Here is a 21,648-nt window from a genome sequence, read left to right as displayed (position 1 = left end):
ATATTTTCGCGTTTTTCTATTTTCACGCGAGCGCGCCAACGCGAAACACCGAAACCGCTTCCTTCATCGATTGCGCCTGGTGCTCCAGCGCGCTCGCGGCGGCGGCGGCCTGCTCCACGAGCGCCGCGTTCTGCTGCGTGACCTGATCCATCTGGCTCACGGCCATGCCCACCTGCTGAATGCCGGTGCTCTGCTCGGCGGTGGCCGTGGTGATCTCGGCCATGATGGTTGCGACGTTGCGCACCGAGTTCACGATCTCAGTCATCGTTTCGCCTGCCTGCGCGACAAGCGCATTGCCGTTGCGCACGTCTTCCATCGAAGCGCCGATCAGTTCCTTGATCTCGCGTGCGGCGCCCGCGCTGCGCTGCGCGAGCGTGCGCACCTCGCCCGCGACCACGGCGAAGCCGCGTCCCTGTTCGCCCGCGCGCGCCGATTCCACGGCGGCGTTGAGCGCGAGAATATTGGTCTGGAACGCGATGCTGTCGATCAGGCTCGTGATCTCGGCGATCTTCTGCGAGCTGGCGCTGATGTCCTGCATGGTTTGCACCGCGCGCCCCACCACGTCGCCGCCGCGCTGCGCGAGATCGGCCGCGCCGGTTGCGAGCGTGCTGGCCTCGGATGCGTTCGAGGAGTTCTGCTTCACGGTGGAGGTGAGTTCTTCCATGCTCGCGGCGGTTTCCTCGAGCGAGGCGGATTGCTCTTCCGTGCGGCTCGACAGATCGAGATTCCCCGCCGCAATCTCGCGCGCGGCCGTGTGGATCGCGTCGCAACTGTCGCGCACGCCGGCCACGGTGCGTGAGAGCCCCGCCTGCATCCGGCGCATGGCCGCGAACAGCAGGCCGATTTCGTTGCGGCCCGCTTCGGGCACGCGCACGGTGAGATCGTTCGATGCGATACGGTCGAGCACCGCCGCGGCATCGGCCAGCGGGCGCGAGACGATGCGCTGCAAGGCGAAGTGCGTGACGACGACGAGCGCCAGTGCGATGGCCACGCCCACGCCCACGAGCGTCACGATCCACGTATAGCGCGCGTTGCCGTCATCAAGCGTTGCCTCGGCGAGCGCGTTGGCGAGCTTCTGGAACTTCTCCACGTTCACGGAGTAGGCTGCGCCCGCGGCGGTGATGTCGGTGTCGTTGACCGCCACGTAAGCGGCCGTGTCGCCGTTGCGCAGCGCGTCGGTCGCGCGCGTGAGCGTGTTCGAGAGTTGCGCAGCCGAATCGAGCAATTGACGCTTGAGATCGGCGTCCATGCCGTCGAACGCCGGGGCGCTGGCGAAGGCCTGTGTCTCACTCGCCGAAAGCTCGAAGCTATGGGCCGCGCTCTTCAGCGCCGAGTCGCGCGTGGCCGTGTCGTTGCGTTCCTTGAGCGCGCTATAGCCGCGCACGAGCGCCGAGCGCGTGCGCGTGGTGTCCTTGTAGGCGTCGTTGACCAGAATGGTCTGGCGCGCGATTTCGTGCAGGCGTTGGGCGCTGGCGTTCGACTCCCTGAGCGAGACCACGCCCGCGAAGCCGCCAATCAGGATCATCACGCCAAAGATCACCAGCACTGCAAGGAGGCTGGCTCGTACCGTCGTGTTGCGCATGTTGCTTCAATCCCCGGTTTCCATGGTGTTCTTCTTTACGGCTCAAACGCCGGAGTCTTGAGGGTGCGGCCGCCATGTTGTCCAACAACTTGGCCGCATCATCCCACATTCACGCGCCTGTCTTGAAATTCGAGTTTACCCTGAGGCACACCCAAAAGGCGCATAGTCCGGTTGCCGCGGCTTACGGGGCGTTGTACGATTGGCTCTGACAACCAGCCTTGATGTCAAACAACTTGCTGACAACTGGCTGAACAAGCAGCGGATCAGGTCCGCAACCGGAACGCGCCCGACGAGAGCCAGGCGCGTTCTTGCGTAAGTAGATGCGGCGCGCATGAGGCGCGCCGTCAGGAGACAGCAGATTCGGGCCGCAGCGTTACCCAGCCGGCCCGTGTCTCGCGCACGATAGAGGTCGATCCACATGTCGTTGAGCCGCACCGCCACGCAATCAGATGTCGCCAAGCGCACGAAGGTGCGCTATCTGATCCTCTCGCTGATTTTCATCATCACCACGCTCAACTACGCGGATCGCGCCACGCTCTCGGTCACGGGTTCGGCCATGCGCGCCGAATTCGGGCTCGACGCCATCCACATGGGCTACATCTTCTCGGCGTTCAGCTGGGCCTATGTGCTCGCGCAGGTCCCCGCGGGCTGGGTGCTCGACCGCTTCGGCGCGCGCCGCGTGTACGCGGGCAGCATTTTCCTGTGGTCGCTCTTCACGCTGCTGCAAAGCTCGATCGGCCTGCTCGGCAGCGCGGGCGCCGCGATTGCGGGCCTCTTCGCGCTGCGCTTTGCGATGGGCGCGGCCGAAGCGCCCGCCTTCCCCGCCAACGCGAAAGTGGTGGCGAGCTGGTTCCCGGCGAAGGAACGCGGCACGGCCTCGGCCATCTTCAATTCGGCGCAGTATTTCGCGGCCGTGGTGTTCACGCCGCTCATGGCGTGGCTCACGCACGCGTATGGCTGGCATCACGTGTATATCGTGATGGGTGTGGGCGGCCTCGTGCTCGCCTTCGCATGGATCCGGTTCATGAAGAATCCGGCCGACCATCCGGGCGTGAATCAGCAGGAACTCGAATACATCGAGGCGGGCGGCGGTATCGTGAACGGGCCTCAACGCTCGGCGCGCGCCGAACGCAAAGCGCGCAAGGGCGCGAACTGGGCCGTGATCCGCCAGCTGCTCAGCAATCGCATGCTGCTGGGCGTCTACCTCGCGCAGTACTGCATCAACGTGCTCACGTACTTCTTCCTCACGTGGTTCCCGATCTACCTCGTGCAGGCGCGCCACATGACCATCCTGAAGGCCGGGCTCATCGCTTCGCTGCCCGCCATCTGCGGTTTTCTGGGCGGCGTGCTGGGCGGCGTGGCTTCGGACGCCTTGATCCGATCGGGCCGCTCGCTCACCATGGCGCGCAAGGTGCCGATCGTCGGCGGCATGGTGCTGTCGTCGTGCATCGTCGGCTGCAACTACGTGAACAGCGACTGGCTCGTGGTCGCGCTCATGTCGCTCGCGTTCTTCGGCAAGGGTCTGGGCGCGCTCGGCTGGGCCGTGATCGCCGATACCGCACCGCGCGAAGCCATCGGCCTCTCGGGCTCGATCTTCAACATGTTCGGCAATGTCGCTGGCATCGTCACGCCGATCGTGATCGGCTATGTCGTGGCGGAAACCGGCTCGTTCAACGGCGCGCTTGCCTTCGTCGGCGTCAACGCGCTCGTTACGGTGATCAGCTATCTCGTGATCGTGAAGGACATCAAGCGCGTGGAGCTGAAGGCCGCCTGACTATGCGCGACAGCGGCGGCGCGTCATGACTTTTCGTGGGCGCGCCGCGCAAGCGTGCGGGCCGCGACAATGGCTGCCGCGAAGCCGGAAGCCGCACCCACCAGCAAGGCCCAGCGCGGTCCCCAGTGGTCGGCGATCCACCCCACGATCGGCGCGCCAATGGGCGTGCCGCCCAGCGCCACGGCGAGACGAATCGCCAGTACACGGCCACGCATGCCAGGCTCGGTGGAAAGCTGCATGAGGCTGTTGGTTTCGGTGGTGAACGTGAGCGCCGCAATGCCGATCATCACGAGCGCGCCGCCGAACCACCAGTAGCCGGGCGCAACCGACGCCAGCACACACCCCACCCCGAACGCCGCCGCCGCGAACAACAGCGAGATGAAACGCGGATGGCTGCGCCCCGCGCCGAAGAAGGCGCCGCTCATGGTCCCCACCGCCATCAGGGAAGAAAGGAGTCCGTAGCGTCCCGCATCGGCGTGAAAAACGTTCACGGCCATCGTCGAGATGAAGATCGGAAAGTTCAGCCCGAAGGTGCCGATCAGAAACAGCATGACGAGGATGGCCCGCAGGTCCGGGCGCGCCCACACGTACTGGAACCCTGCTGCGATGCCGCCCTTCGCGGGCTGCGTGCGCCTCGCGGAACGCAGCTCGTCCACGCGCAGACGCGTGAGCGAGATCAGCACCGCGACGAACGAAAGCCCGTTGAGCAGGAAGGCCCAGCCCACGCCCACCGATGCAATGACGAGCCCCGCCACTGCCGGCCCAATCATGCGCGCGGCGTTGAACGAGGTGGAATTGAGCGCGACGGCGTTGGAGAGATCGGCGTCGCCCACCAGCTCCGAGACGAAGGTTTGCCGCACCGGCGAGTCGAATGCCGTCGTGCAGCCGAACAGGAACGCGAACACATACACGTGCCAGAGCTGCACGAGCCCTGTTGCCGTGAGCACGCCCAGTGCGATGGCCAGCGCGCCGAGCAGCGCCTGCGTGACCATCAGCAGCTTGCGCTGGTCGAAGTGGTCGGCAGCGAAGCCCGACCAGGGCATGAAGAGCATTTGCGGACCGAACTGCAAGCCCATGACGATGCCCACCGCCGCCGCGCTGTGGTGTGTGAGGCCGGTGAGCACGAGCCAGTCTTGCGCCGTGCGCTGCATCCACGTGCCGACGTTCGAGACGAGCGCGCCCGCCGACCACACGCGATAGTTATAACTCCTGAGCGAACGAAAGAAGCCCGAAGCTGGAGCGCCCATGTGAGAGTCTCGCCTTGGTTGTATTAGTCGGCCACGAGCCGTTTGAGCAGTTCGACCGCGGCGGCGAGTTGCTCCTGCTCCACGCCGGAAAGGCGCGTCTCTATCCTGCGCGAGAGCCAGTCCTGGCGCGCCGCGCGCCCTTCCTTGAGCCACTCGCGAAAGGCGTGGGTGAGCGACCAGAGGGTCTGGCGCCCGTCATTGGGGTCTGGTTCTCCGCTGATATGGCCCGCCGCCTCGAGTGGCGCGATGAGCGTGCCCATGGACTGCGGGCGCATGCCCTCGGCACGCGCGAGGCTCGACACCGTGGACGGCCCCTCGCGTTCGAGCCGCTGCAGCACTGCCATTTGGGACGGCGTGAAGTCGCCGAGGATGGCCTGCTCGCGAAAACGGCGGCGCAGTTGCCCGACCAGGGCGCGCAGGTCGCCGGCTAGCGCGGCGGCGAGATCGGGAGGGGGAGTTTTGTCGCGATCGGTCATCCCCGCATTCTAGGAGATATGAAGGTAAACTGCAAAGATAACCTTCACATCTCCCGGCGGTGTGACAGCTACAGCTTTGCGCTCTATGGAAGCTACCGGCCGCGCCGTGGTGACGCCGCGAGGGACGCACGTTGGGCGCCGCCTGCGCGGCGCCCAACTGGATCAAGGCGCTGCAGCGATACCGAACACGTGCAACTTGCCTTCACTGGACTGCCTCGGCAATGTCACGCTCGCCACCAGCTTGCCGGGTGTCAGCGGCACCGACTCCGCGAACAGATAGGTCTTCACGCCGTCGGTCGAGCCGTTGCCGGCGTTGCGGTACGAGGTGGTCAACGCGATCGGGTCCACCGGCGCCGCGCTGCCGCCATTGAGGGTCCAGTCGTCGAAGGCAAGCGTGAATGGCGTGGTCGTGCCATCGGTATAGGTCACGAGCGCGGCGCCCGAGCCGGGGCCGTTGTTGGCCGAACCCAGCAGAACCAGCGAATGACCGCTGGTGCCTGGCGGCATCGCAATCGTCTGCCCTACCGCCACGGCGTTATCGAGTGGTCCATTGGCCAGAACGAAGCTTGCGCCGCCCGCTACGAACGGCTTGCCCGGCGCCGCGCCTGCCGCCGCCAATGCAGCCGACGAATAGCTGAACAAGGAGCCGTCGAAATCCGAACCGAGGCCGTCGGTGTCGGTACTGCCGTCGGCGCTGATACCGTGGTTGTTGAAGGCATCCGCCACGTTACGCGCGACCGGCACCCCATAGGACGGCGGCGCGTCGGCCGGTTTCGAGCCCCACTGCGAAGGTGACGAACCCATCGCGAAGTTCAGGGTCGCGCCATTGGCGAGTGCGTCGACGTCCAGCCAGGAACGATTGTGATCCCGGCCATTGACGGTGAGCCCCTGCACATAATTCGCGCTGGGCGCGCCGGGTGCATTGATGCGCAACGTTTTGCCGTTCCCCAGATGAACGACGATCGAAGAGAATTGCGGGCTGCCGATCGCAAAGCCCCCGACACCCGGGATCTCCGGATAGAGGCCCAGCGCACCCCACACATACCAGCCCGACACGGCGCCCAGGTCGTCGTTGCCAGGCAAACCGTTCGGCCCCGTGCCAAAGGCGCTCGCCATGATCTGCTGCACGACATTCTGCGTGCCCGACGGCGAGCCCGCCCAGTTATACAACCAGGGCACCTCGAAGGTCGGCTCGTTGCCCATATAGAAGTTGGGCAGCGTCATCCCCGCGTTGAGCACGGTAAAGAACGTGTTCAGCCGCGACACCGCCGCCGTATTTCCGCCAAGTTGTGCGAACAGTCCGGTCGGGTTGAACGGCACCATCCACGTGTACTGCTCCGCGTTGCCTTCCACGTAGTTGTCGGTGCTGCTCTGGTTCTCCGGAATCCACGTGCCGTCGGCGTTGCGTCCGGCGATCAGCGGCGGTGTGAGCGAAGTGTTGAGCAGGTTCTGCCAGTAGGCCGAGCGGCTACGCAGCATTTTCTGGATCGCCGTGTTGCCCAGTGCGCCGGCAAACTGGGAAATTGCGAAATCGCTGCTGCCGTACTCGAGCGTGGACGAAGCCTGCCCCCATTCACCGTTCGTGATATAGCCGAACTGTAGATAGCTGGCGCGGCCGCCATTGGTCGTCACGCCATTGCAGGCCGTACCGGGAACGTTCGCCATCTGGATCATATGGCTCAATGCGCCCGCAGTATCGAACTTGCGCGCACCGAAGGCGTACGCACCCGCCACGATAATCGAACCGGCGTCGCCCGGCATCACGCCGTCTTCGACGTTGTCATTGACCCAATGCGGAATGGCCCCGCACTGATCCGCATCGTTGACGAGCGACTGCGCCATGTCGCTGGTTTCCTCAGGAAATAGCGTGGCCTTGAGCGGTATCAGCGAACGATAGATGTCCCAACCCGAAAAGCTCGTGTACTGCGCAGCATGGCCAGCACTGACCTGATGGACCTTCTGGTCGAAGCCGATATATTGGCCGTTTACATCGCTGAATACACTCGGCGCCCATGATGCGTGATAGAAGGCCGTGTAGAACTTCGTCAACGCGGTGGTATCGCTACTGCTTACCTGAATGGTGTTGAGGCGCTGATTCCATATCGCATCGGCAACTTTCTTCACGCCGTCGAAATCCCACGATGGATTTTCTTTCTGGAGATTATTTTTGGCGTTCGCGACGCTCACATACGAAATACCGACTTTCATCATGACAGTGGCGCCTTTGCCGAAATTCATCACGGCGACGCCATTGTTAAAGGAAGACGTCGTTGCAATGGGTTGACTGAATTCGGCATAAAAGTACACCGGGACATTGGTTGAATTCCCGCAAAAATGGCCACCCGTGGTACTGCCCGAAATCGTTCTCGCGTCGACCTGGGTGACCGAGCCCGCCACGCCCGACTGTGTGTTTGTATACGTCGTATTGAGCACGAGCGTCGAAGGCTGATTGTCAGGATACGTAAAGCGTCCGAAGCCGGTACGCAGGGTTGCAGTCAGTTCGACCTTGACCTGGTTGTCTAGCACTACGGAATAAGCGCCCGCTACGGACTTTTCGTTGGAATGGCTAAACGTTTGCGCGAGCGGCTTGCTAGCATCGAGCGTCGGCATGACGGGGAATTCGCCGTCATTTCCGGAACAACCGGCGCCACTCATATGCGTGAGACTGAAGCTCTGGATTGAGCCGATATCGTAGTAGTAGCCGGCCGGCGAGCCGGGCTCCGCACTGTTCGAGGGAGCCGAGGTGGTATTCGTATCGGGTGCCCACTGCACCATGCCGTTCGGCAGGCCCGCTGCGGGCACCGCACTGCCAGCCTGGCCTGCCGGCACCGGGTTGGGAGAGTTGCTGGCCAACGTGCCGATCAGTGGATTGACATAACGGGTCAATTGCATGGCGCCCTGATCTGAGGCGGGAATTTGCGCCGCGTCGGCGACTGCCGCGTTTGCATTGCCGGAACTGGCACTGGAACTACTCTGTGTCGCTCCTTGAAGCTGGTTAGCCGCGACGGCGGCAGATCCAGACTGGCCTGGACTATCTCCTCCACAACCCGCCAAAGAACCAATGATGATCATGGCGGCCGCAAGACGGCGTAAATCTATCATGGCTGTCTCCTGAGTCTCACTACGTTTATCTGGGTTTTGTTTAGTTATCCTGTTTATTCAAGTAGCATGAGGTGTCCGGCTGAAAGTCATGCTATACGAGACGTTTGAATGGCGTCAATTGATTATCTATTGCCACTTTCTGTTTATCAGGAATTACTAAACAAACCGAATCTTGACGCAACTCCGCGTGTTAAGCGCTTTGCATAATCGGTTCAGCATGCATGCGCATTTTCACGGCGAAAACGACTCAGTTCAGGCAGTCAAACAGGGAATCAGCGTAATGACTGTGAGCCAGGCGATGTATCTGCGCAGGCGTTTGACCAGCGTGTCCAAGAGGGGATTGCTACGAATCCCACGCAGGGTCGTGGGGTTCATGCGATTGTTTGCGTCCGTTGAAGGTGTCCGGCATGCCCTGTCACGCCACGGCCGTGCTCACTCAGCAAAGTCCTCGATCGGGAACGATCCCGCCGAATCCATCCAGTCATACGATTCGCCGTGCTGAGCCCAGGCCCAGTTGCGCGACGGTGTGGCCTGCCGCGTTTGCTGGCCCGCTGCCGCACCGACCGCGCTGCCATCACTTTCAATCATACGAAAATCCCGTGCATCATCTTTCACGATATGGCTCCAACGAAAAGGGTTTTGAAGCGGATCAGGTTCGCTTCGCGGCGTCGGCTTTTCTCGCCGCCTCGATCAGCGCTGCGAACCGCTCCAGCGCCGCCACGCTGCTGTGAACGGACTGGTATTCCTGTTGGCCAATACGTGCGTCGAGCACCACCGTCATGCCAGATTGCCGGGCGAGATTGAGGATATCCATCTCACACTCCTTGCCTCAAAACTGGGTGAATCGCGCCGCGTTGAATGCAGCGCTTCCTGATACTCAGGATACGCGCGACACCGCAAAGATCAACGCGCTGCGGACGAAATCACCGTTATGAAACGCCGAACAATCTCCGTGCACATGCATGCTCAGAACCCCTGCGCGGTACCCGTCGAGTGCGCGACCAGCAGCACGACGCCGAGAATGCAGGCACCAATCATCGCGGCCAGCACAACCGCCACGAAAGGCAGCCATTTGAAGTTCACGCTGGCGAGATCGGCTTCGTGCGAAGCGCTTTTGCGCACGCCGAAGAAGCTCCACAGGACCATGCGCATCATATGAATAAGTTCCATGATTGACTCCAGTTACGTCGATAAGGTTGAACGGATACTTCCATGTTCAAACTTCCGCGCTGACAAAAAAAGCAGCAGTTACGCGCGATTCGAGGGATGCAGCCGATGGACGCGCTAGCAAACCGTCTTGCGCGCCTGCAATCAATCCTGGGGGCCCAACAAAGAAACGCCCCGGTACTCGCGCACCGGGGCGAAAGGCTTGCCACGCTACAGGCAAAAAGAGCCGCAAGCTCTGCGGGTTTAGGTGATGATCCAGGCACTCGCGCAGTAATCCCGGCGCATCCCGGGAGAACAGACCCGGACTGCGATACGCACTGGCCGTTATGATCCGCCCCGCAAAGCAGGTCGTATAGAAGCAGTCGACGCATAATTGACCGTAGCAGATCGGATTCCCTGTCCGGCGCGCCATGAGAAAATCGATCGAAGCACGAGTCCACCCATGACATCTTTCGAAGAACCAGGACGCATGACACGCTATGAACGCCTCGCGCAGAGCATGGCCGCGGAGATTCGCTCCGGCAACCTGAAGCCGGGCTCGCGCATGCCGTCGCTGCGGCAGATCATCGCGCAGCACGGCGTGAGCCAGTCCACGGCCGCGCGTGCTTACTACGTGCTGGAACAGTGGGGCCTCGTGCGCGCCGAAGAACGTTCGGGCTACTACGTCGCGCCGGTCTCGAAGCCCAGGACGGCCGATTCGCGTGCAACGACAGGCGAGACTGCTACAGTCGATATCAGCGAACTCGTTTTTTCCGTGCTCGATGCGGCCAAGCGCCCCGGTATCGTGCCGCTCGGCTCCGCCTTCCCTTCGCCCCTGCTCTTTCCGCTGTCGCGGCTGGCGAAATCGCTCGGCCAGGCGGCGCGCAGCGTGAGCCCGTGGAGCACGGTAGTCGATCTGCCGCCGGGCAACGAGAGCCTGCGGCGGCAAATTGCACTGCGCTATATGCGCGTTGGTATCTCGCAGCCGGCCGAGGACATCATCATCACCAACGGCGCGCTGGAAGCGCTCAATCTTTGCCTGATGGCCGTCACGCAGCCCGGCGATATCGTCGCGGTGGAGTCACCGGGCTTTTATGCCGCGCTTCAGGCGATCGAGCGTCTTGGCCTGCGCGCGGTCGAAATTCCCGTCGATACCGACACGGGACTCGACCTCGGCGCGCTGGCGCATGCGCTGGAGAAGCACCCCATCCGCGCCTGCTGGTTCATGACGAATTTTCAGAACCCCACCGGCGTCACGTTGTCGCCGGAGAAGAAAGAAGCGCTGGTCGCGTTGCTTGCAAAACACGAGGTCCCGCTCATCGAGGACGATGTGTACGGCGAGCTGCACTACGCGCCGAACTATCCGCCGCCGGCCATCGCATTCGATAAACGCGGCCTTGTCATGCACTGCGGCTCGTTTTCGAAGAACCTCGCGCCGGGTTACCGCGTGGGCTGGGCGAGCGCCGGGCGCTTCGCCGAGCGCGTGCAGCGCCTCAAGCTCATGACGACGATCTCGGCGAGTATTCCCGCGCAGGCCGGCATTGCCGACTATCTGGAGCACGGCGGCTACGAGCGACATTTGAAAAAGATCCGGCAAGCGATGCAAACGCAGCGCGATGCGATGATCGAGGCAATCCGCCGATGGCTGCCCGAAGGCACGGAGTACACGCGGCCCGAGGGCGGTTATTTTCTGTGGCTCACTTTCCGCGAGCGCATCGACGCCATGGCGCTCCATCGTCTGGCCATCGAACGCGGGATCAGCGTCGCGCCCGGCCCGCTCTTTTCCGCGTCACATGCATTCGAAAATTGCATCCGGCTCAATTATGGCCATCCGTGGTCGCCGCGCATCGATGAGGCAATCCGCACACTGGGCGAACTGCTCGTTCATCCCGATGTGTGTGCGCAATCGTGATGCATCGATGCGCGCGGCGCCAACCCATCACAACCTTAACTGCCGAAGAACAGGTTGCAGAAACTCGCCGGGCCCACACACGCATTGGCGTTCGTGATCGGCGTCCTGGCGGGACGCTGCGGCGCCCGGTACGTATTGGCTTGCGACGTATTCGCCTGGGCCGTTTGTTGAACGTCCGCATGCGCGGGCGCGAGGGGTTCTGCGTAAACAGCGAAGCTAGCCGACAGCGAACAGGCAAAAAGAACAGCAGTAAGCAATTTCATTTCAATCTCTCTTTCTAGCAAGGGGATGGAGGCGACGCCTCCGGGAAACAGCCTGGCCAGATTAATCACTTGCAGCAGATAAGAGAATCCAGCAGTCTCGGGAATGAACCTTCCATTTAACGGGAGTATCGGTCTGCGCGGAGCGCTTCGGACTCTCACAGCAGACAAACACGACTGAGCTCTACCGTGCGGCGGTAGACGTTCCTGTTGAGCCACGGAACGAAGGTGTATTCGTCATAGGCAGTACTGCCAACGAATATCCAGTTGTGCAATACGTGAGACATAACGACCTCTCAGGCGCTGGATGGCTGCGCATGCATCTCGCAGGAAGTCATCACGACATCATCGCGAGACCTTCGTTTCGCTTCATCGGTTGCGGTACGCGTATCACGTCGGCGGCGGCCGCCTTAGCAGGCGCCCGGAAGAACTCCGTGCAGAAGTCGACGAACATTCTGAGCCGTGCCGGGATCAGTTCCCGGTGGGAATAGAAGAGGCATATTTCAACGCCGCTGTCCGAAGCCGTGCATTCCGGCAGGATGTGGACGAGATGCCCCATGTCGATATCTTCGCGAACCGTGATCTCAGGCAGCGTCGCGATCCCCGTTCCGGTGAGCGCCGCCGCGCGCAGCACGACCTCGGTGCCTTCCATCGACGATACGGGCGAAACGCTCACCTTGCGTCCGCCCTCATGCAGATCGATGAAGTCCGCATGCTTCTTTCTCGTTTCAGGATCGATCAGCAAAAAATGACTCGCGAGCTTCGCCGCCGATTCCGGTGCGCCGTATTGTTCGAGATAGGCGGGCGAAGCCACGAGAATGCGAGGCGACCGGGCTAGCGTGCGGCGAATCACGGTGGATTGCTCGACGAGTTGCGGCGGCACAATGGCGATATCGAAACGGCCGTCGAACAGATTCGTCGCATGGTCCTCGACGGACACCACCAGACTCACATGCGGCGCGATGGCGCGATAGCGGCGCACCAGGCGCGAAAACGTTCCGCTCATCAGCATGGGGTGCACGACCAGGCGCAGCTTTCCGCCATTGGCATCATGCTCGAGCGCAATCCGCCGGTTCGCTTCGTCGAGTTCTTCGAGCAAGCGGCAACAGATCAGGTAGTACGACTGCGCGGCTTCGGTCAACGAGACGGATCGCGTTGTCCTGAGCAACACGCGCGTCTGGACGCATTCCTCGAGCCTGGCGATCGCTTTCGATACCGACCCCGTCGTCACATTCAACGATTCCGCGGCCTTGCTGAAGCTCTGATACCGCGCAGCGGCGACGAATGCACGCAACATGTAAAGCTGATCCATCTCGCACCTCACAAGTGTTTTGCTGGCCGACGATTCAAGCGTAAGCGCGTGCGCCGCGCGATGGTATCGTCCGATAAGGTGTGTGTCTTATGCAGGCGCGTGCGCGTCTAATACATTCGGATGGATTGAGCGAGGGGCCCGTATAGCGGCGCTGTTCGACCGGGTCAATTCTTCAGCAATTCGCTAACCAGTGCGAGTAGTCGCGCGTCATCCACAGGCTTCGAAAGGAAACCCGCCGCGCCATGCGTTTTCGCGCGTTCGAGCATCGCATCAGTCGCGTACGCGGTAATGAAAATGACGGGGATTGGGCGCTTCCACAGCTTGATCGATTCAAGCAGCGCAAAGCCGTCCATGCCCGGCATCTGGATATCGGCAACGACGAGCTTCAGTTTGGACCGGCGCGTATCGTCCAGAAGATGATTGGCGGATGCGTAGGCAATGACATTCCAGCTCGCCGAACGCAGCGAACTGGACAGCGCCATCCGGACGGATTCATCGTCGTCCACCATTGCGATCGTTGCCGTCGAGCGCGCTGGTTTTATCTGGGGTCCGGTGGCCATCGAAATGATGCAGAAAGGTAGAATCTTTCTGCAAAATACAGGCCCGCCGAAGGGGCATCAATCACACCTTCGGATGATTCTTGTGACAGTTCGTATTAACGGGGATGCGCCTGGCCGGCGTTCTGCGGGCTCGCCTGCACCTGCTGCAACTTCTTGATGAGTTCGGCCACGGACCGGGCATTGAGCTTGTGCATCGCCTGCGCCCGATGGATCTTGACCGTGACTTCGCTAAGGCACAAAAGTCCGGCAATCTGTTTGTTCAGCAGCCCTTCCGCCACGAGGCCGATCACTTCGCGCTCGCGCGCCGTCAACGCATCGTACGCTTCGCGAACGCCCGCAACGAGCCTCGCCTGGCGCCTCAGTTCGCCATCCCGTTTCAGCGCTGCTGCGATCGTATCGAGCAGGTCCTGATCCTTGAAGGGCTTTGTCATGAAATCGAAAGCGCCTGCTTTCATCGCTTTCACAGTCATGCCGATATCGCCGTGTCCCGTGAGAAAGACGATGGGAAATCGAATGCTCTCCTTAAAGGCTTCCTGCTGAAGCGTAAGACCGCTTTCGCCTCGTAATCGAATGTCGAGAATGAGGCAGCTCGGCACGTCCGGCATTTTCTCGGCGAGAAATTCGTCAGCCGATTCGAACGCCCGCACCTCGATGCCGACCGACATGAGCAGGCTGGTGAGCGCGCCCCGAACCGACTCGTCGTCGTCGATCACGTACACGAGCGAGTCCGGTATTGGTTCACTTCGCGTTCCAACGCTATCGTGTTTCATCGCTCGATCTTCGAAAAGTTCGTGATGGCGAAAAAGTGCTGATGCTCGCCATATGGTAAGCAATAGCAAGACTTATCGCCACCGAATGCGCACGGTGAGCGCGGCTTTCGTTTGAAGCAGGCGCCCACATAATTCGTCCGCTTTCGCGCGACTCCTTCGGCGCACACGCCTGAGAACTACACGAGTCATACCGACGTATGAGGGACCACATGCCGCCAAGCTGCAGCTTCAGCCATTCGGAGAATGGTCAGCCTGTTGCTGCACGCATAACCTGTTTGCAGCTGGGATCATTGCTCAGGTTGGGTGCGCAAAATGAAAGTCGCTATCGTCGTGCTTGATGGTGTGCGGGCCCTGGATATTGCAGGCCTCCTCGACGTCTTCTCCGAAGCCAACCATTTGCTCGGCGAGACGCGCCGGTATCAGGTGCCCCTCATCGGCGAGCACGCAGGCGGGGTTTCCTGTGCAAACGCAATGCAACTTTGCGTGCCGTGGGTCTATGCGAACTTCCGCGCAAACGTCGATGTTCTGCTCGTGACGAGCGGCTCTCTCGCCGCGAACGTTCGCCCGAAACAAGACTATCTGGACTGGTTGCGGCGGCGCGCACTCGAGTCGAAACACTACGGCTGCGTTTGCAACGGCGCGTGGCCGCTCGGGCGCGCAGGACTGCTCGATGGGAAAGAGGTCGCCGCGCGCCGGACCGATGCGAGCCAGATGGCAAACGAATTTCCGCGTGCCCGCATACGCCCCGACAAACCCCTGGTACGCGATGGACGTCTGATTTCATCTGCCGGCGCGACCGCCGGGCTCGACCTGGGCCTCGCTCTCGTCGCCGAAGACTGGGGCCAGAAGCTCGCCGAACACGTGGCAAGACGTCTTGGCGTCAACTTGCCGAGCGAGACATGCCAACGTGCGCCTTACGTCGCTACGCTTGCCGGTGAGAGTTCGATCGTCGGCAAAGTCCAGCGTTATATCGACGACCACCTTTCCGATGTGCTTTCAATCGAGCAGCTCGCCGACGCTGTCTACGTGAGCCGGCGCACCTTATCGAGGATCTTCGCGAAGTATCTCCACACGACACCTTCCGCCTTCGTGGACCAGGTCCGTGTCGGCGCCGCAAAAAGGCTGCTGGAGGAACGCAACATGCCGATGAAAACCGTTGCGTTCAACTGCGGCTTTCACAATGCTGCGCACATGCGCATGGTGTTTCAAAGACGTCTGAACGTGACTCCTCGGCAATACCGCCAGCAGTCAGAAGACACGGCGCATATGAAGGCCACCGCCTGAGAAGTCGCCGCGCACGCCGCCTCGCCGTCCCACCGCGATTTGTTCTTGCGGCGCAAGACTCTTTGTCCATGGTGGGTGTTCGAAATCGCAATGGATGCGCCTAGAGTGCACCTTCATCGGATCCGTCGATTCGAACGGCCGACTGGCCGGCTTACCCAAACTGCGAGACACACAATGAGCACTTCCAAGGTCGTCATCGTCACCGGAGCATCGCAAGGCATTGGCGCTGAAACCGTTAAGGCCTTCCGCGCGCAAGGTCATCGCGTGGTCGCTACGGCCCGCTCCATCACGCCGGCCGCCGAGGCCGATTATGTTGCCGTGGCCGGCGATATCGGCGATGCCGCTACGGCTCGCCGTGTGGTGAACGCCGCCATCGAGCACTTCGGCCGTGTCGACACGCTCGTCAACAACGCCGGCATTTTCATTGCGAAGCCTTTCACGCAGTACACCGCCGAGGACTACGCAGCGATCCTGAACGTCAACCTGAACGGCTTCTTCCACATCACGCAATATGCCATCGAAGCGATGCAGAAGCACGGCAGCGGCCACGTGGTCAGCGTCACCACCACGCTTGCCGACAAGGCGAACAGCAAGGTGCCGTCCGTTCTCGCTTCGCTGACCAAAGGCGGCCTGAACGCCGCGACGCGATCGCTCGCCATCGAGTATGCGCGCGCGGGAATCCGTGCCAACGCCGTTTCGCCTGGCGTAATCAAGTCGCCGATGCACGCTCCCGAAACACACGCCACGCTCGGCGCGATGCATCCGGTCGGTCGCATGGGCGAAATGAGCGACATCGTCAATGCGATTCTCTATCTCGACTCGGCGCCGTTCGTGACGGGCGAGATCCTGCACGTGGATGGCGGCCAGAGCGCGGGCCAGTAAGCGATTGAACGTCGCGCCCCCCCGGTCTCGATGACTCGTCGGGGGCGCAGAGCGCGGCGGATGGTCATTGCACGTTCGTCAGCGTCTTCGTGATGACGAGCCATTTGTCGTGCTGGCGCATGATCGAAAAATAATTGTAGTAATTGAAACCGAGCATGCGCACGTGCAGTTTCGCCGTGGCGATGTTTTCCAGTACATCGAGCATCAACAGCTCCGTGTCGACCGGCTCGCCCAGTTCGGCCGGCGACTTCCTCTTGGCCACCCCTGCCAGATACTCGTCGATCGTCTTGTAGTAGGGCTGGCCATCCACCTCCCCCGCTACCACGGCGCGCGGGTCGAACACCGTTCTCAACTGCTCCGCGTCGCCTCGCCAGGTGGCGTCGAAATAGCGCTGGACGAGTTCAATGATTTCGTTGCTATCACTCATTGATTCAGATTCCTTATTAATTTAACCTTGTGTCGTGCAATCGCGGCGGGCTGCGCACTGATTCGCGCAGCCCGCTCTCGACCAACCACGACCAACCACGCTCAAGCGAGCGGTCCCTCGATCTCGTTGAGTCTTTCTTCGAGGTCGTTGACGCTCGCATAGCCCGAATGCAAAGCGTACGTCCGGCCTTGCTCTTCAAGCAGCAAGGTGGGGAACGAAGCCACACCGAGCGCGCGAGCGCGTGCGAAATCGCGCTGCGTCTCTTCTTTCGTTTCTGCCGCTGCCCATGCCTGATAGAACGCGTCCACGCTCACCTCAACGCCCGTCGCATGCAGCGCCGTTGCCGCGATATCGCTCAACACGTGACCATCGGTCGTATCGCGCCCTTGCGCATAGAACCCGTTCTGAAGCGCGCGGAACACCGAGAGCAAGGCCTCTCCACTCGCGAACCGGCGAGCCGCCACAACGGCGCGGCATACCGGCTCGGTATCGTAGACGAACCCCTCGCGCGCCACGAACGCCTCGCGGTTGAACGGCAACCCGCTCAGTGCTTCAACGCGCTGCCAATGCTGCAGCCGGAAACGCTTTCCGGTCGCATCGAGGACATCGGTTGCCCCAGCGCGAATACCGCCGACCACGATTTCCAGTTTCAGATCGGGCACACGCGCAACGAGCGCCGAAAGCTCCTTGCCAAAGCCATAACACCACGAACACATCGGATCGCCAACATAGATCAATTTCATTCTTGCTCGCTCAAATGATGAGACGACGCGGGACCCGCAGGACCCCATGTCCCGCATCGCTCCCAGCCATCAAGGCGACTATATGATTGCGCGTGAAGCCGATAAACGCAGCAGCCAGAACTTCTTTTGTTACATGGCGGAAAGAAGAAGCCTGGCGCTGCGCTAGCGGCCTAGAACATGTCCGAAGCGCTTTGGTGCGCCGCACGCGTGCCGCCCGACTCCTCTCCATCCCTAGACGGAATGAATGGCCCGGTGATCATGTCCGAATAGCTCATGCCCGGCCCGACCATCGGAAACACATCGGCATCCTGATCGATCATGACTTCGAGGAAGGCCGGACCGTCGAACGCAATGAATGCCCTGAGTTTTTCCTCGAGTTCGCCCAAGGCCTCGACGCGCTGCGCGAACTCGAACCCGTCGGCGCGCGCGGCCATGACAAAGTCCTTTCGATGCAGCGACTTGTCGCTCACGCACAGGCGCCCGTCGTAGAAGAGGCGCTGCCACTGCCGGATCATTCCGTCACCGACATTGTTGAGCAGCAGCACTTTGACGGGCACGCCATACGTGGTCGCGGTCTCCAGGTCGCCGATGTTCATACGCATGCTGCCATCGCCGTCGATGTCGATCACGAGGGCATCCGGTCGCCCCATCTGCGCGCCAATCGCAGCGGGCAAACCGAAGCCCATCGTTCCCATGCTGCCCGACGTGAGAAAGCTGCGCGGCGCGACGAAGTCGAAGAACTGCGCGGCCCACATCTGATGCTGGCCCACACCTGTCGTCACGATGGCCCGCCCGCCGGTAATCTCGCTCAACTTTTCCACCACGAACTGCGGCTGAATGAGCGGGCTATTGCGGTCGTAGTTCATGCCGTAGCGCTGTTTCAGTGCCTTGATGTGGTCGAACCACGCCGAAGGCGCTTGCACGGGCGATTCGTGTTTCATCAACGACAGCAAGGCGTCCTTCGCGTCGCCCACGTGGGTCCAGTGCGCGCGCTTCACCTTGTTGATTTCGGCCTCGTCGATATCGATGTGCGCGACATGGCGCGCTCGCGGCGCAAAGGTGTGCGGGCGGCCGCCAGCGACACGATCGTCGAATCGCGCACCCACGGCGATGAGGAAATCGCAATCTTCCACCGCGTAGTTCGCGCAAGCCGTGCCGTGCATGCCCAGCATGCCGAGCCCCAGCTCGTGCTTCACGGATATCGTGCCGAGACCCATCAACGTGTTTACCACGGGAATCCGGTAGCGCTCGGCGAATTCACGCAATTGCGCGGCCGCGCCCGCGGTGATGACGCCCCCGCCCACATACAGCAGCGGGCGCTTGCTTTGCGCGAGCAGCTCGAAGAATTCGTCGCGTTTGCTTGCTTCGAGACGCGCGCCCTTTGCCACTTTGCGAAGTCGATCGGAATAGCCGCGAAACGCGAGCGTGCCATGCCCCTGCCAGGTGCCGGTCCAGTTCTGGATGTCTTTCGGCACGTCCACGACCACCGGGCCGGGACGACCCGTGCGCGCCACTTCGAACGCCGTGCGCAGCGTTTGTTCGAGCTTGACCGGATCGGTCACCAGAAACACCTGCTTGGCGCACGCCGACATGATGTTGAACACCGGCGCTTCCTGGAAAGCATCGCTGCCGATGGCGGCACGCGGCACCTGTCCGCAGATAAGGACCACGGGGACCGAATCGCCATTGCAGTCCGCAATCGGCGTCACCGCATTGGTCGCGCCGGGACCCGACGTCACCATGAACACGCCCACTTTTCCGCTGGCGCGCGCATAGCCTGCGGCCATGAAACCGGCGGTCTGCTCGTTGGCGGGCACGACGAGGTTGATCTGGCGCTCGGGCTCGTCGGCGTGCAGTTCGTTGAAGCGGAACACCGCGTCGTAGGTCGGCAAGATCGCGCCGCCGCTATAGCCGAACACGGTATCGACACCCTGTTCGCTGAGGACGCGCAGGATGATATCGGCGCCTGACATCGGTTCGCCGGGAAGCGGCGCCTTCTGGGCGCTTTTGGGAGCAATATTTGGGTTCTGGGTCATACCTGACTCGCACGGAAACGGGCGCTGATGCGATCAGCGGCCAACTACAACGGATCATTTCCCTTCCGACTCAAGAACAGCGTATGTCCCCTACCAGCTCGTGGACCGTGGCCTCAGCGGGTTCTCCGCAGGAAGCACAGTCCACCCGGCACTCTTTTGACGTGCGCCTGGAAATACCGTGAGAAAGGGTTCTAAGGATTCTGACAACGTTTGAAGCGAGGCGCGTCAGCAAGAGGGTCGTCTATGGGCCAGGATGCGTCACATCCGGGCCACGTGCCCCCTCCTACCATTCGGCAATGCCCACGTCCAGGTCCTCGTCGTAGAAGGCGACGAGAAACTCTTCCGGCATCAGCCACGAATCGACGCTCACGGTTTGCGCGCCAACATCGACATCGACCTTCGCGTCGGCGTCCACGGATTTCATCGCGTGCACGATCGCTGAGAGATCTTCCGTGTGAATTTCAGTTTTCATCGCGAACTTCATTTTCCACCTCTCTGATTCGATTACCACTGGGATCACTATAGGATCAACGCCCGATGCCACCAACCAGGCTGGCCTCAATTCACTCTTTACATCGCGTAACTCAAACCCTGTCGAAAAAATCCAGCTCTTCGCTGAACGCCAGAACCGCTTTGCGCACGCCCGCCACACCCAGGCCATGCAAGCGCAGCAGTTCGGTCATGACGCTTCAATCCTCGATGCATGGATTTCAACCGGCTTTCAGATCATCCGTGCTCCAGCCGCCGCCGAGCGCGTGAATGAGATCGACGTTCGCATCCAGTTGCCGCGTACGCAGCGCGATGACGCTGCGCTGCGCTTCGAGCTGCGCGGACTGCGCCTCGACCACATCCAGATAGCTCACCGCGCCGCGCTGATAGCGCGCGAGGGCGAGATTGAGCGCGGTTTGCGCTGCACTGGCGGCGTCCTGCTGCTGATCCGTCGCGGTGCCCAGATCGTCGAGCAGCGTGAGGTTGTCCTCCACCTGCCGGAACGACCCGAGCACCACGCTGCGGTAACGCGCGCCCGCCTCGGCCGTAGCCTCCTTCGCGGAATCCAGCTGAGCCCGGCGCTTGCCGCCGTCCAGCAGATACACCGCCAGAGACGGCCCGATCGCCCAGTACGAACTGGAAAGACTGAGCAGATTTCCGAGCACCGAGCTTTGCACGCCACCTTGTGCGCTGAGCGTGAGCGTGGGGAAGTACGCCGCGCGTGCCACGCCGATCTTCGAGTTTGCGGCGGCGATGCGCCGCTCGGCGGCGGCGACGTCCGGCCGCCGTTGCAGCAGCGTCGACGGCACGCCGACCGGAATGACAGGCAGCGCGATGGATTCGGTACTCGGCGCGAGCTGGAACGCCGAAGGCGAAGCGCCGACCAGCACCGCCACCGCGTGTTCCAGCAACGCGCGCTGCGCCCGCATCTGAGTGAGTTCGGACTGGACCGACGACAACTGGTTGCTCGCGCGCGCGACGTCGAGACCCGAAACGATGCCCGCCCCATGCCGGTTGCGGGTCAAGTCGAGCGCCTTCTGGTACGCCTGCTGCGTCCCTTCGACAAGCTGGATTTGCTGATCGAGGCCCCGCAGGTCGATATAGCTTCGGGCCAGCTCGATTTCCAGGCTCAATTGCGTCGACGCGAGATCCGCTTTCGACGCCTGGCCTTCGTCCTTGCTCGCGGCAACGGAATCGCGCACGCGTCCCCACAGATCGACTTCGTAGTCGACTTCGACACCTAGCGTAGCCGAGTTGTAATCGGTCGGCCCGGTTGGGCTGCGCAATGGCCGCGTGTCCGATTCCCGGTCGCGCTGCACATTGCCCACGGCGGAAACCTGTGGATACATCTGCGACTTGACCTGCCGGATATACGCCTGCGACTGCTCATAGTGAAACAGCGCCGCGCTCAGGTCGGGATTGTTCGCGATCAGCCGTTGTTCGAGATCGTCGAGTTCGGGTTCCTTGTACAGCTTCCACCATCCCGCGCGGTCGAGTTGATCGGCGGGGTTCGCCACGGCCCACGGCCCCTGCGTCCGGTACTGCGCCGCGACCGGCGTGTCGGGCACCTCGTATTGCGGCGCGAGCGAGCACGCAGCAAGCGCAACGGCACTCACCAGCGTCGCCAGTTTCAGATACCTGGTCAT

Annotated in this window: 19 protein-coding genes; 4 read left to right on the top strand and 15 right to left on the bottom strand. The window is 61.8% G+C overall.

Going from position 1 to position 21,648, the window contains the following annotated elements:
• Positions 1-22: 22 nt before the first annotated feature.
• On the bottom strand, positions 23-1,582 hold the full coding sequence (locus VSR72_RS17170; RefSeq protein WP_342953542.1) for a methyl-accepting chemotaxis protein: 1,560 nt from the start codon (positions 1,580-1,582) through the stop codon (positions 23-25).
• 418 nt (positions 1,583-2,000) lie between these two features.
• Here VSR72_RS17170 and VSR72_RS17165 point away from each other — a divergent pair, with 418 nt between their 5' ends.
• Positions 2,001-3,356, top strand: coding sequence for an MFS transporter (locus VSR72_RS17165; RefSeq protein WP_342953541.1), 1,356 nt, complete (start codon positions 2,001-2,003; stop codon positions 3,354-3,356).
• 23 nt (positions 3,357-3,379) lie between these two features.
• Here the strand turns inward: VSR72_RS17165 and VSR72_RS17160 are convergent, their stop codons facing one another.
• The 6 genes from VSR72_RS17160 to VSR72_RS17135 form a co-directional block, all read right to left on the bottom strand.
• Positions 3,380-4,603: an MFS transporter gene (locus VSR72_RS17160; protein WP_342953540.1), complete on the bottom strand. Its 1,224-nt coding sequence runs from the start codon at positions 4,601-4,603 to the stop codon at positions 3,380-3,382.
• 23 nt (positions 4,604-4,626) lie between these two features.
• Positions 4,627-5,079 carry a MarR family transcriptional regulator gene (locus tag VSR72_RS17155; RefSeq protein ID WP_342953539.1) on the bottom strand — a complete coding sequence of 151 codons (453 nt, stop codon included), beginning with the start codon at positions 5,077-5,079 and terminating at the stop codon, positions 4,627-4,629.
• Positions 5,080-5,241: 162 nt separating this feature from the next.
• Positions 5,242-8,181 carry a GH92 family glycosyl hydrolase gene (locus VSR72_RS17150; RefSeq protein WP_342953538.1) on the bottom strand — a complete coding sequence of 980 codons (2,940 nt, stop codon included), beginning with the start codon at positions 8,179-8,181 and terminating at the stop codon, positions 5,242-5,244.
• A 432-nt stretch (positions 8,182-8,613) separates the two neighbouring features.
• Positions 8,614-8,796 carry a hypothetical protein gene (locus tag VSR72_RS17145; protein WP_342953537.1) on the bottom strand — a complete coding sequence of 61 codons (183 nt, stop codon included), beginning with the start codon at positions 8,794-8,796 and terminating at the stop codon, positions 8,614-8,616.
• Between the two features lie 34 nt (positions 8,797-8,830).
• Complete coding sequence (locus tag VSR72_RS17140; RefSeq protein WP_342953536.1) at positions 8,831-8,995, bottom strand: hypothetical protein; 165 nt, start codon at positions 8,993-8,995, stop codon at positions 8,831-8,833.
• 152 nt (positions 8,996-9,147) lie between these two features.
• Positions 9,148-9,351, bottom strand: coding sequence for a DUF2970 domain-containing protein (locus tag VSR72_RS17135; protein ID WP_342953535.1), 204 nt, complete (start codon positions 9,349-9,351; stop codon positions 9,148-9,150).
• Positions 9,352-9,817: 466 nt separating this feature from the next.
• On the opposite strand from VSR72_RS17135, the gene VSR72_RS17130 reads away from it, so the two are divergent.
• Positions 9,818-11,239: a PLP-dependent aminotransferase family protein gene (locus tag VSR72_RS17130; protein WP_342953724.1), complete on the top strand. Its 1,422-nt coding sequence runs from the start codon at positions 9,818-9,820 to the stop codon at positions 11,237-11,239.
• 597 nt (positions 11,240-11,836) lie between these two features.
• Here VSR72_RS17130 and VSR72_RS17125 read toward each other — a convergent pair.
• The 3 genes from VSR72_RS17125 to VSR72_RS17115 all read right to left on the bottom strand — a co-directional run bounded on the left by VSR72_RS17125 (position 11,837) and on the right by VSR72_RS17115 (position 14,141).
• On the bottom strand, positions 11,837-12,811 hold the full coding sequence (locus VSR72_RS17125; protein ID WP_342953534.1) for a LysR family transcriptional regulator: 975 nt from the start codon (positions 12,809-12,811) through the stop codon (positions 11,837-11,839).
• Between the two features lie 164 nt (positions 12,812-12,975).
• Complete coding sequence (locus tag VSR72_RS17120) at positions 12,976-13,320, bottom strand: response regulator (RefSeq protein WP_342953533.1); 345 nt, start codon at positions 13,318-13,320, stop codon at positions 12,976-12,978.
• A gap of 146 nt (positions 13,321-13,466) precedes the next feature.
• The gene (locus tag VSR72_RS17115) at positions 13,467-14,141 is read right to left on the bottom strand and encodes a response regulator (RefSeq protein WP_342953532.1); all 675 of its coding nucleotides are present in this window, start codon (positions 14,139-14,141) and stop codon (positions 13,467-13,469) included.
• Positions 14,142-14,453: 312 nt separating this feature from the next.
• Between VSR72_RS17115 and VSR72_RS17110 the strand changes: the two genes are divergently transcribed.
• Complete coding sequence (locus VSR72_RS17110) at positions 14,454-15,425, top strand: helix-turn-helix domain-containing protein (RefSeq protein WP_342953531.1); 972 nt, start codon at positions 14,454-14,456, stop codon at positions 15,423-15,425.
• Between the two features lie 174 nt (positions 15,426-15,599).
• Complete coding sequence (locus tag VSR72_RS17105; RefSeq protein ID WP_342953530.1) at positions 15,600-16,307, top strand: SDR family oxidoreductase; 708 nt, start codon at positions 15,600-15,602, stop codon at positions 16,305-16,307.
• Between the two features lie 64 nt (positions 16,308-16,371).
• On the opposite strand, the gene VSR72_RS17100 is transcribed toward VSR72_RS17105, so the two are convergent.
• From VSR72_RS17100 to VSR72_RS17080, 5 genes are all read right to left on the bottom strand, one after another.
• On the bottom strand, positions 16,372-16,734 hold the full coding sequence (locus VSR72_RS17100) for a nuclear transport factor 2 family protein (RefSeq protein WP_342953529.1): 363 nt from the start codon (positions 16,732-16,734) through the stop codon (positions 16,372-16,374).
• Between the two features lie 101 nt (positions 16,735-16,835).
• Complete coding sequence (locus tag VSR72_RS17095) at positions 16,836-17,477, bottom strand: DsbA family protein (RefSeq protein ID WP_342953528.1); 642 nt, start codon at positions 17,475-17,477, stop codon at positions 16,836-16,838.
• A gap of 170 nt (positions 17,478-17,647) precedes the next feature.
• On the bottom strand, positions 17,648-19,513 hold the full coding sequence (gene ilvB, locus VSR72_RS17090) for a biosynthetic-type acetolactate synthase large subunit (RefSeq protein ID WP_342953527.1): 1,866 nt from the start codon (positions 19,511-19,513) through the stop codon (positions 17,648-17,650).
• Between the two features lie 283 nt (positions 19,514-19,796).
• Positions 19,797-19,997, bottom strand: coding sequence for a copper chaperone (locus VSR72_RS17085; protein WP_342953526.1), 201 nt, complete (start codon positions 19,995-19,997; stop codon positions 19,797-19,799).
• A 226-nt stretch (positions 19,998-20,223) separates the two neighbouring features.
• The gene (locus VSR72_RS17080; protein ID WP_342953525.1) at positions 20,224-21,648 is read right to left on the bottom strand and encodes an efflux transporter outer membrane subunit; all 1,425 of its coding nucleotides are present in this window, start codon (positions 21,646-21,648) and stop codon (positions 20,224-20,226) included.

Source organism: Paraburkholderia sp. JHI869 (assembly GCF_038900775.1).
GTDB lineage: Bacteria > Pseudomonadota > Gammaproteobacteria > Burkholderiales > Burkholderiaceae > Paraburkholderia.
The sequence above is the reverse complement of the archived record's forward strand: the minus strand, read 5'-3'. Positions and strand labels throughout refer to the sequence as shown.

Bases quoted from the DNA above. Each gene is read 5' to 3' on its own strand.
- VSR72_RS17115 (WP_342953532.1), bottom strand. From the start codon at position 14,141: ATGAAACACGATAGCGTTGGAACGCGAAGTGAACCAATACCGGACTCG.
- VSR72_RS17160 (WP_342953540.1), bottom strand. From the start codon at position 4,603: ATGGGCGCTCCAGCTTCGGGCTTCTTTCGTTCGCTCAGGAGTTATAAC.
- VSR72_RS17095 (WP_342953528.1), bottom strand. From the start codon at position 17,477: ATGAAATTGATCTATGTTGGCGATCCGATGTGTTCGTGGTGTTATGGC.
- VSR72_RS17105 (WP_342953530.1), top strand. From the start codon at position 15,600: ATGAGCACTTCCAAGGTCGTCATCGTCACCGGAGCATCGCAAGGCATT.
- VSR72_RS17150 (WP_342953538.1), bottom strand. From the start codon at position 8,181: ATGATAGATTTACGCCGTCTTGCGGCCGCCATGATCATCATTGGTTCT.
- VSR72_RS17125 (WP_342953534.1), bottom strand. From the start codon at position 12,811: ATGGATCAGCTTTACATGTTGCGTGCATTCGTCGCCGCTGCGCGGTAT.
- VSR72_RS17170 (WP_342953542.1), bottom strand. From the start codon at position 1,582: ATGCGCAACACGACGGTACGAGCCAGCCTCCTTGCAGTGCTGGTGATC.
- VSR72_RS17140 (WP_342953536.1), bottom strand. From the start codon at position 8,995: ATGGATATCCTCAATCTCGCCCGGCAATCTGGCATGACGGTGGTGCTC.
- VSR72_RS17085 (WP_342953526.1), bottom strand. From the start codon at position 19,997: ATGAAGTTCGCGATGAAAACTGAAATTCACACGGAAGATCTCTCAGCG.
- VSR72_RS17135 (WP_342953535.1), bottom strand. From the start codon at position 9,351: ATGGAACTTATTCATATGATGCGCATGGTCCTGTGGAGCTTCTTCGGC.
- VSR72_RS17155 (WP_342953539.1), bottom strand. From the start codon at position 5,079: ATGACCGATCGCGACAAAACTCCCCCTCCCGATCTCGCCGCCGCGCTA.
- VSR72_RS17165 (WP_342953541.1), top strand. From the start codon at position 2,001: ATGTCGTTGAGCCGCACCGCCACGCAATCAGATGTCGCCAAGCGCACG.
- ilvB (WP_342953527.1), bottom strand. From the start codon at position 19,513: ATGACCCAGAACCCAAATATTGCTCCCAAAAGCGCCCAGAAGGCGCCG.
- VSR72_RS17120 (WP_342953533.1), bottom strand. From the start codon at position 13,320: ATGGTGGACGACGATGAATCCGTCCGGATGGCGCTGTCCAGTTCGCTG.
- VSR72_RS17080 (WP_342953525.1), bottom strand. From the start codon at position 21,648: ATGACCAGGTATCTGAAACTGGCGACGCTGGTGAGTGCCGTTGCGCTT.
- VSR72_RS17100 (WP_342953529.1), bottom strand. From the start codon at position 16,734: ATGAGTGATAGCAACGAAATCATTGAACTCGTCCAGCGCTATTTCGAC.
- VSR72_RS17130 (WP_342953724.1), top strand. From the start codon at position 9,818: ATGACACGCTATGAACGCCTCGCGCAGAGCATGGCCGCGGAGATTCGC.
- VSR72_RS17110 (WP_342953531.1), top strand. From the start codon at position 14,454: ATGAAAGTCGCTATCGTCGTGCTTGATGGTGTGCGGGCCCTGGATATT.